Raw genomic sequence first — 7576 nt, 5'->3', positions numbered from 1 at the left:
GCAGTATTTCGATGCGGAAAGTGGGCTGCATTACAACCGGCACCGGTATTACGACCCGAGGTTGGGACGGTATTTGACGCCGGATCCCATCAAGTTGGCGGGTGGGTTGAATCAGTATCGGTATGTGCCGAATCCGACGGGATGGGTGGATCCGTTGGGGTTGACGTCGAACTGTCCGCCGCCGAACAGGCCAGGCTGTGAGGTGCCGGGTGGGATTGGTGGCGCTAAGGTAGATGTGGGTGAACCACAATTACCGGACTTGATTCATGGCGTTGACCCACATTCAGTGAAGCGAACGCATGCGATCATGGGAAAAAAATCAACTAAACACATCGAAAAAATAAGGGATCAAATGCGAGCAGGTGGATACGATGTCAGCTATCCCATAGACGTAGCAGAACATCAGGGCAACTTCTATATTCTAGATGGACATCACCGTGCAGCAGCTGCAAAACAAACAGCAACACCTATAACTATAAAACTGATCACGAACATCAGAGAGCACAAAGGAGAGCTCAATACTATCGAAGAAGTCATTGAATCGGCTAACAATGTCGGACACGACCGATTGGAGCATCACAGAAGAAGATGAAAAAAGACGATAAAAATCTTGAGGACCTAATAACTGACTTCCTTTCAAAAGTTGAAAGTGGAACAGAATTACTACAAAAAAAATTTGGCACTCGGAATATTTTAAGACTTTGGCGAAGCAAGCAAATCGAACGCTGCGGTGAAATAACTGATGAAATTCAATATGAACTGCACGGCGTAGGGTGCGCCATTCACTTCCCATCAGAATCAGTGGACTTTGATTATGGTTCGGATAACAGAATCGACGGTTTTGATGTATGGCGTCTTTACATTTACGCTAGCGATAGGCCATCTAAATATAAAAAATACCGCGACAAAAAAACAATTGAAAAGGAGTTTCAAGAATACATCGCATCAGGTCGAATAAAAAAAATGTCGACATCAGATAACCTTTACGTACTAGTCAGACCTGAATTAACAGGCAAATAACAAAATATTTTGTCGGTTTGCTTTCGTCCGCCTTGACGACTGTTTAACAAGCTTGACCTCGAGAACAAACCGATCCGAATCAAAGGGCCTGAAGTACAGGCCCCGGATATTTAAATTCAGTGCGCCGCCACGCTCGACTTTCAAGACAACTTATTGCTCATCCTCATCCTCTTCATACTCCTCATCCAAAGCCTCATCCGCATCATTCAACGGCACCGTCGCATCATCCATCAGCGACCCCGGATCCTCGTTCCCCGGATCATTGATAAACGGCAGACCACTCGGGCCTTTTTCTTCCTTGCCTTCGGTTTCGGGCGTCATGGCAAACCTCTACGACTGGTGGGTTGTATAACGTTCGAAAAGCCTTACAGCCAATCGTTCCAGTGTCCGACCGCCAGAAACGAAAAACCCGGCGCCAGGCCGGGTTTGTTTTCGAATACTCAATCAGTGATGGCGGTTTTTATGTTTGTACTTGTTGTGCTTGTGACCACCACCGGAATGAGCTCTGCCACCGTCGTCACCCAGGTTGTTGCCCACCGCACCACCCGCTGCGCCGCCCAAACCGGCACCAATGGCCGAACCAGTGGAGCCGCCCAGGCTGTTGCCGACCACTGAGCCGCCGGCAGCGCCGAGACCACCGCCAATGGCGGCTTCGGTGCGATTGTGTTTATTCGCCCCGACCGCGCTGCCCGCCGCGCCACCGACGCCTGCGCCAACCGCGGCACCGGTGCTGCCACCGAGCTGGCCACCGACCACGTTACCGAGTACACCGCCCAAACCGCCACCTACGGCGGCGCTGCCATCTCCGGCGGCCATCGCACCTTGAGCGATGAATAATCCGAAAAACAGTGCAGACAATGACAAGCGCATTTGAACCTCACAGTTCCCGAATCGGGAGGGTATGCCCATAGGGCCTATGTCAGATTGGAGACATTTTTCGAGAAAACGTTCAGCCATGAAAAAGCCCGACATCGAGCCGGGCTTTTTCTGACAAACGTTCGCTATCAGTGACGCTTGTGACCTTTGGACAGGTTAGCGCCGACGGCACCACCCGCAGCGCCACCAAGACCGGCGCCAATGGTTGCACCATTCCGGCCGCCCAGGCTGTTGCCGATCACCGAACCACCGGCCGCGCCAACACCACCACCAATGGCCGCTTTGGTGCGGCTGCCCTTGCCGGCAGCCATAGCACTGCCCGCCGCGCCTGCAACACCGGCACCAATCGCGGCGCCAGTGCTGCCGCCCATTTTCTGGCCGACCACGTTACCCAGCGCGCCACCCAGACCGCCGCCGAGTGCAGCAGTACCCTCACCGGCGACCGCACCTTGAGCAACCAGAAGCCCCAGAACCAGAGCAGGCAATGTTAGACGCATGACGAAAACCTCAAAAATAGGGAGATCAAAAGGGGCCGAGATTGAAAGCTGCCGACGCGCTGAAGTCCAGACAAATCAGCTGCCGCCGCGCACTTGGCGCCGATTGGACAGCGATTTCGCCAAAGGTTTTATCGCAGGCAAAAAAAAGCCCGCTGGGGAGACGGGCTGGAGACTTGCTTTCTAACGGATGGCTTCACCCTACGTCCGTGGACGTGAAAAGTTTGTGAAAAACACCAACCCCGCCCAAGAGTTTGTAGGAGATTTCCTTTTCATAAACAGCAGGCATAAAAAACCCCGTTCATAGACGGGGTAGTTCGGTCTCACTTTATTTTCTTGAGCGGGCCGAGACCTTTGGAAGGAATTTGGCTTTCGGCCCCTTGGGTGCCGTGGACTTGATCTTGCCGGTCTGCACCGGATCCTCGCCAAAGCCCGATTGGTACTCCGTCTGGCCGCAACGGACACAGTTGTTGAATGAAAATTCGGCTCCATCGTCTTCGATATACGGGTCAGTCATAGCCTCTCCCCTTTGCAATAGATCGACACCGGCAAAGCCCTTTTGCCTGAAAAAATATCGACCTCCAAGGCTTTTGAGACTAGCCGGTCATTACCGGACTTGTGGTTCAGTTCGACCGATGCCCGACGAATGGCCTACACCTGCTCAACATCCGAACCAACCGTTGATCTCACAACGCTAAAGATTCCCGCCCACAGGCCGTTGCCCTTTTTCATACAAATGAATCTCAAGGAGAGAACATGAAAATCAACGGATTCCCGGAAATGCCGGTCGTAAAACTCACGGACGAACAAATCGCTGCCGGCAAAGCCGCCGGTGAAAAATTCAAGGAAAAGCTCGCTTCAGGCGACATCACCATCACCTACCCGGACAAACCGGTTCTGACCCCTGGCGTTATCTACCACCCGAGTCAGCCGGCCGATCCAACGACCTCCACCGGCACCCCGCCGATGGTCGCAATCGATACGCCCCTGACCTATGACGCCCACGGGCTTGTCATCCTCAAGCCACAGGGCTGATCGAAAGCAGAAAAGCAAAAAGCCCATTCATCATCTGAATGGGCTCGCTTGAACACCGCGACTGCATCAACGCAACTTGACCGCCGTACCCGTCGCGAACACCACAACCATGCCACCCTTGCCCGCCGGCATGCTGATCTCGAAATCCAGCCCGACCACCGCATCCGCCTGCAACGCCCGCGCCCGTTCCTTGATCTCGTCCGTCGCCTGAACCCGAGCTTCTTTCAACGCACGCTCCAGCGTCTGCGAGCGCCCACCGAAAAAATCGCGCATGCCGGCAAACATGTCACGGATCACGTTGACGCCCTGCACCGACTCCGCGCTGACAATGTCCAGGTACGCGGTGATCTGTCGGCCTTCGATGGCGTGGGTGGTGGAGATGATCATGGGAACAGTCCTTTTTTCTACGGATAAAGCGGGGATTGTAATGCGCTATGGGAAATCAGGCTGCTGGCTGACGCCGCGCCAGTGGACGCAATACCTCCAGCGTCTCAATCGCAGCACTGGCCACGCCCAGCGGATGCCTGGGCTGCCAATACTCTACTGGCCGACAGAGTCCACTCACAGATCGCTATGGGCTGTACCACTCTCGTCGCTCACGCGAACGGATGGGATCAGATGGCTGAGCGGCAGCGAGCGACTGAGGATGATGGGTTTTGCCTCGGACTGGATGCGGCCAACCTTGCAGAGGCTTTCGGTGCCGGAAATGCCGTTGTTACGCATGTGGCGGAGTGGGTTGCAGAAACGTTACTGACCATCAGTTAAATATACACGTCCACGCGCCCGGCAGTTCTCCCTTGCCTCGAAGGGTTGCGAAAACGATAGCATTTAACTTAAATTCATCATCCCATCATCTGACAGGGAGGAAATCGCCTTGAAAGACTTCTTGGGGTCGGAGGGAAGCTTAGTCTCAGTGGTGAAAGAGGCCTGGTGCCCGCACGCGCCCCTCTAATGCTTCCGGGGAGAAGCCAGCTGAATCCACATAGCTAGAGCCTACATAGCCCTCCCAACGGTCTTCCGGATGGGGCTGCTTTGGAAAGCCGATGCTCGGTAGGCTGGGGGAGCCTCAACTCAGTGAAGCTGATTTTGGTATTAGGGGGTTAGTTCGATACCTTATCTGGCCTTCGAGGCCAAAGCTTCACGACTTTACCTAACAAGCGCAAATCGACGCGGACTGGGATGACAAACTAGTCAACCAGAAAAGGGCGCGAGCCCTACATCGCTCAAGCTCGATCCGTATTCACGGCATGGCCCGTGCTTTTCTTCAGTAGTGAATACTCCAGACAAACGTCACCAAAGCATAGATTAATACCATAGGCAAAGTTGTTAAACATAATCCGATAGCAAGTCCGAACGTCCAGCAATAAACACGGTTCTCAGGCTTTGCGTTTTTCAGTGCTACAGAAAAACGCTGTATCAGCCAATACAGAACTCCGATCGCAAGTAACATCCCGATAATTGCTGAAATGCTTTTAAAGCCAATCTCATCAACGCCGGCGTTTTCAAACCCCCCTTTTGTTGCAAGCCAAGTAAACGAAACGCCGGTCAACGTTGCGATCGAACTAGCAATACTTAGCGCCTCAGACCCTTTCAATGCCAACCCCTATAGATACTAGAATGCCATCAGTATCTCATGACTACCCCACCGTAAATCAATACCAGCCCAAGGAATAGGCAGTTTTTCCGAGGCCCTGAGCAAGATGTCTTCAATACTCAGCGGCAGATAATTACCCAAGGTAGTGCAATGTTTTTGAGGCCATAGCACGTTGAGTCCTTCAATAGCAGGCCCGCCCCAAAGCAGGCCCCGCGCTGCAGCTCCTTTTGTTGGCTCACAAAGCAGGTTCCCAAAGAGCTTCTTTATGGCAACCTCCGCCGCTCACTCGAACCTATAGCATCAGATCACTAAGCGGCAGCGCTCGGATTGCCTCGATTAGATTGCTTGATCCGGTCAGCTTAGCGAGGCTCAAGTGCTGCGAATGCCCTTCTGGGCCTATCCAACTGAAGTCACGTGAAACGTTGCAAGCCATTTTGTTGCCTATCGGTTCCCATCGTTGCTGCATCTGAAACGTATAGTCGTCGAACCAGAAACCCACAAGAACAGCCCACTACCTCTTTCCCGTGCCGAAATTCGACATTGTAGTAGACCAGCCGGACCTAAGCGCGGGATGGTTCCAATCAAATAAATAGACAGAGAAAAGCACTTTCCAACTAATCCTGTAGACATTTTTTTTGCAAAATGCCAAAAGTAATCAATGCCCTCGACAAAATGGAGATTATGAGTGAAACGCCAATTTCGAAGCGACGACAGCATTCACTCTGAAAAAATAACCAGAGACGCCGTCGAGCCATTTTTGACGAGTTGTGGCTTCCGAGACATTGAGGACCATCGTGATGTGTCAGGTACAGCGGTAAGCCAAATCGTTTCAGCGACACCCCCTCAAGGCCCGCGAATAAGGATTCGAGTCCGCCTCTGCTGGAGAAGACGAACTAAAGATGAATTGAAATTTTCAGCAGCCCAAATGCGCGCCCGCCTAATAGACAAAGACTGGGACGCGACCTTGCTTAAAACCATGCAGCGCGATAAAGAACAAGCTGTAACTCACAACCTGTTCCTTCAAAGAGATGGAGCATTTATTGTCCATGCGGCGTTGGTTCCAAGCAGCGAATTGAAGGGTATTTTTGACCGCCAAGCGACAATTAGCCAAGAACTTATCGATAGTGGGCAGATGGGTAACCGCACAAAAAATCACTCCAAAAACGGCAGCAGCCCGACAATTTGGCTGATGGATGAGCGAACGGAAAACTCACACCAAGTTGCCGACGTACTCTGGTCCTGGCCGGGAGTCGTTGATTTGGTAAACCAAACGACATTCCCACTTGTTAACGATGATGATGCAATGAACGACTGCCAAATCCCACTCCACTATTACGAGGTCGGTAGCGATGCGCCAGCTCGTCGCTCGATGCTTCGAGCTGAATATCGCAGGGATACAAAGGTGAGAAAAGCAGTGCTGGGTCGATCAGATTCTTGTGAAAGAAAGGGTTGTGAAACTCAGAGCCCCTATAAAGGGTTCCTAGATGTCCATCACATTTTGGGAGTGCGGATGGGTGATCGAGTCTGGAACTGTGTTGCCTTATGCCCAAACTGTCACCGCGACGCTCACTTCTCACCCGATGCTGATAGCATTAATCTAGAACTCCTTCGATATGCAGAACAGTTTCGGGAACAGAAATGAGTTAAATCATGTATGCGAATTCCATTGCACCCGCAGCTGTTGAGGGTTTAGTGCAATTCGCATCCATCTTGAGATCAGTTCGAATTCAATTTTCTTCGAATAGCATTAGCAATCTCAGGCAAACCTTTTCCGTCATCCCAGCTTAGATACTTATATGCTTTCATCATGGCATGAATTTTATCTTGATCTACGCCAGCGTTTACCATTAATACCTTTTTATTACTCCTCATTAAATCCATAAAAAATGTCGAAAACTCCGCCACCGGCCAACCACTAGCACTATCAAAAAAATTATTCGTCAAGATAAAAATACCAATCTTCGCATTTTCAATACCCTCATTTACTTTTAAGTAAATATTATCACCGTAGTCGATCTCATAACTATCAAGCCACGTCCCTATATCCTCGGACTGTAGATATGCATTCAACGGACCAACGATCAGCTCTTTATCTTTAGACGAATGACTAATAAAAACCTTCGACTCATTTCTATTCATCTTCTTATACTGAGGATTATTATTTTCCAACAATTCCTTCTCCGGCCATAAAAAAAGAAAATTCGGCTCACTGGTCAAAGCCAAATCAACAGTTTCTTCATCAAGAAACGTGATTATATTAAAGAAATAGATATCATTTAAAAAAACATTATGCCGCCTCATCTTCTCCGGATAATTATCCCGAAGCCATGTTTCGAACCTTGCTGGGTCATTCTGAATATTCACATGAATAGAAAACTCAAGGCAGTAGGGATTATTATTAGCCACCGCACCGATGGAAGTAGCATAATCAGGCTCAAAAGTGCGCAAAATATCTTTTAGAAACGTTTTCTCCTTTACGCGAGCTCCGTAATCACATTCAAACATATACATATAATTATTAGACAAAACGACCCCCTCTTTCCCTAAAAAATGAATT

11 protein-coding genes are annotated in these 7576 nt (G+C 50.4%); 4 read left to right on the top strand and 7 right to left on the bottom strand.

The genetic code is table 11. The annotated features are described in order from the left end of the window. Positions 1 to 592 (top strand): RHS repeat-associated core domain-containing protein (locus M0808_RS26485; protein ID WP_247843021.1); only part of this gene is annotated, 592 nt, incomplete at its 5' end. Continuing rightward, on the top strand, positions 589 to 1020 hold the full coding sequence (locus M0808_RS26480) for a hypothetical protein (RefSeq protein ID WP_247843020.1): 432 nt from the start codon (positions 589 to 591) through the stop codon (positions 1018 to 1020). The genes M0808_RS26485 and M0808_RS26480, both read left to right, overlap by 4 nt. A 150-nt stretch (positions 1021 to 1170) precedes the next feature. On the opposite strand, the gene M0808_RS26475 is transcribed toward M0808_RS26480, so the two are convergent. The 4 genes from M0808_RS26475 to M0808_RS26460 all read right to left on the bottom strand — a co-directional run bounded on the left by M0808_RS26475 (position 1171) and on the right by M0808_RS26460 (position 2907). Then, positions 1171 to 1341 carry a hypothetical protein gene (locus tag M0808_RS26475; protein WP_169844085.1) on the bottom strand — a complete coding sequence of 57 codons (171 nt, stop codon included), beginning with the start codon at positions 1339 to 1341 and terminating at the stop codon, positions 1171 to 1173. A 123-nt stretch (positions 1342 to 1464) separates the two neighbouring features. Then, positions 1465 to 1890 (bottom strand): YMGG-like glycine zipper-containing protein, encoded by a 426-nt coding sequence (locus tag M0808_RS26470; RefSeq protein WP_027613308.1) that lies wholly within the window; start codon positions 1888 to 1890, stop codon positions 1465 to 1467. Positions 1891 to 2024: 134 nt separating this feature from the next. Beyond that, positions 2025 to 2393, bottom strand: coding sequence for a glycine zipper domain-containing protein (locus M0808_RS26465; protein WP_007960728.1), 369 nt, complete (start codon positions 2391 to 2393; stop codon positions 2025 to 2027). 325 nt (positions 2394 to 2718) lie between these two features. After that, complete coding sequence (locus M0808_RS26460; RefSeq protein WP_007960727.1) at positions 2719 to 2907, bottom strand: hypothetical protein; 189 nt, start codon at positions 2905 to 2907, stop codon at positions 2719 to 2721. Between the two features lie 239 nt (positions 2908 to 3146). Here M0808_RS26460 and M0808_RS26455 point away from each other — a divergent pair, with 239 nt between their 5' ends. Next, positions 3147 to 3425, top strand: coding sequence for a hypothetical protein (locus M0808_RS26455; RefSeq protein WP_247843019.1), 279 nt, complete (start codon positions 3147 to 3149; stop codon positions 3423 to 3425). Between the two features lie 66 nt (positions 3426 to 3491). Here M0808_RS26455 and M0808_RS26450 read toward each other — a convergent pair whose 3' ends face one another. Then, positions 3492 to 3812 carry a YbjQ family protein gene (locus M0808_RS26450; protein ID WP_027613311.1) on the bottom strand — a complete coding sequence of 107 codons (321 nt, stop codon included), beginning with the start codon at positions 3810 to 3812 and terminating at the stop codon, positions 3492 to 3494. Between the two features lie 877 nt (positions 3813 to 4689). After that, a complete protein-coding gene (locus M0808_RS26445; protein ID WP_247843018.1) occupies positions 4690 to 5019 on the bottom strand; it encodes a hypothetical protein in 330 nt (109 codons plus the stop codon). Positions 5020 to 5704: 685 nt separating this feature from the next. Here M0808_RS26445 and M0808_RS26440 point away from each other — a divergent pair. Then, entirely contained in the window at positions 5705 to 6661 is a 957-nt protein-coding gene (locus M0808_RS26440; RefSeq protein ID WP_247843017.1) for an HNH endonuclease signature motif containing protein, read from the top strand. A 74-nt stretch (positions 6662 to 6735) separates the two neighbouring features. Here the strand turns inward: M0808_RS26440 and M0808_RS26435 are convergent, their stop codons facing one another. Continuing rightward, positions 6736 to 7545, bottom strand: coding sequence for a toll/interleukin-1 receptor domain-containing protein (locus M0808_RS26435; protein ID WP_247843016.1), 810 nt, complete (start codon positions 7543 to 7545; stop codon positions 6736 to 6738). Between the last annotated feature and the right edge of the window lie 31 nt (positions 7546 to 7576).

The sequence above is a fragment of the Pseudomonas sp. MWU12-3103b genome (assembly GCF_023100615.1).
Classification (GTDB): domain Bacteria; phylum Pseudomonadota; class Gammaproteobacteria; order Pseudomonadales; family Pseudomonadaceae; genus Aquipseudomonas; species Aquipseudomonas putida_A.
Note: the sequence above shows the minus strand (reverse complement) of the source record. Positions and strands in the feature narration are given on the sequence as shown.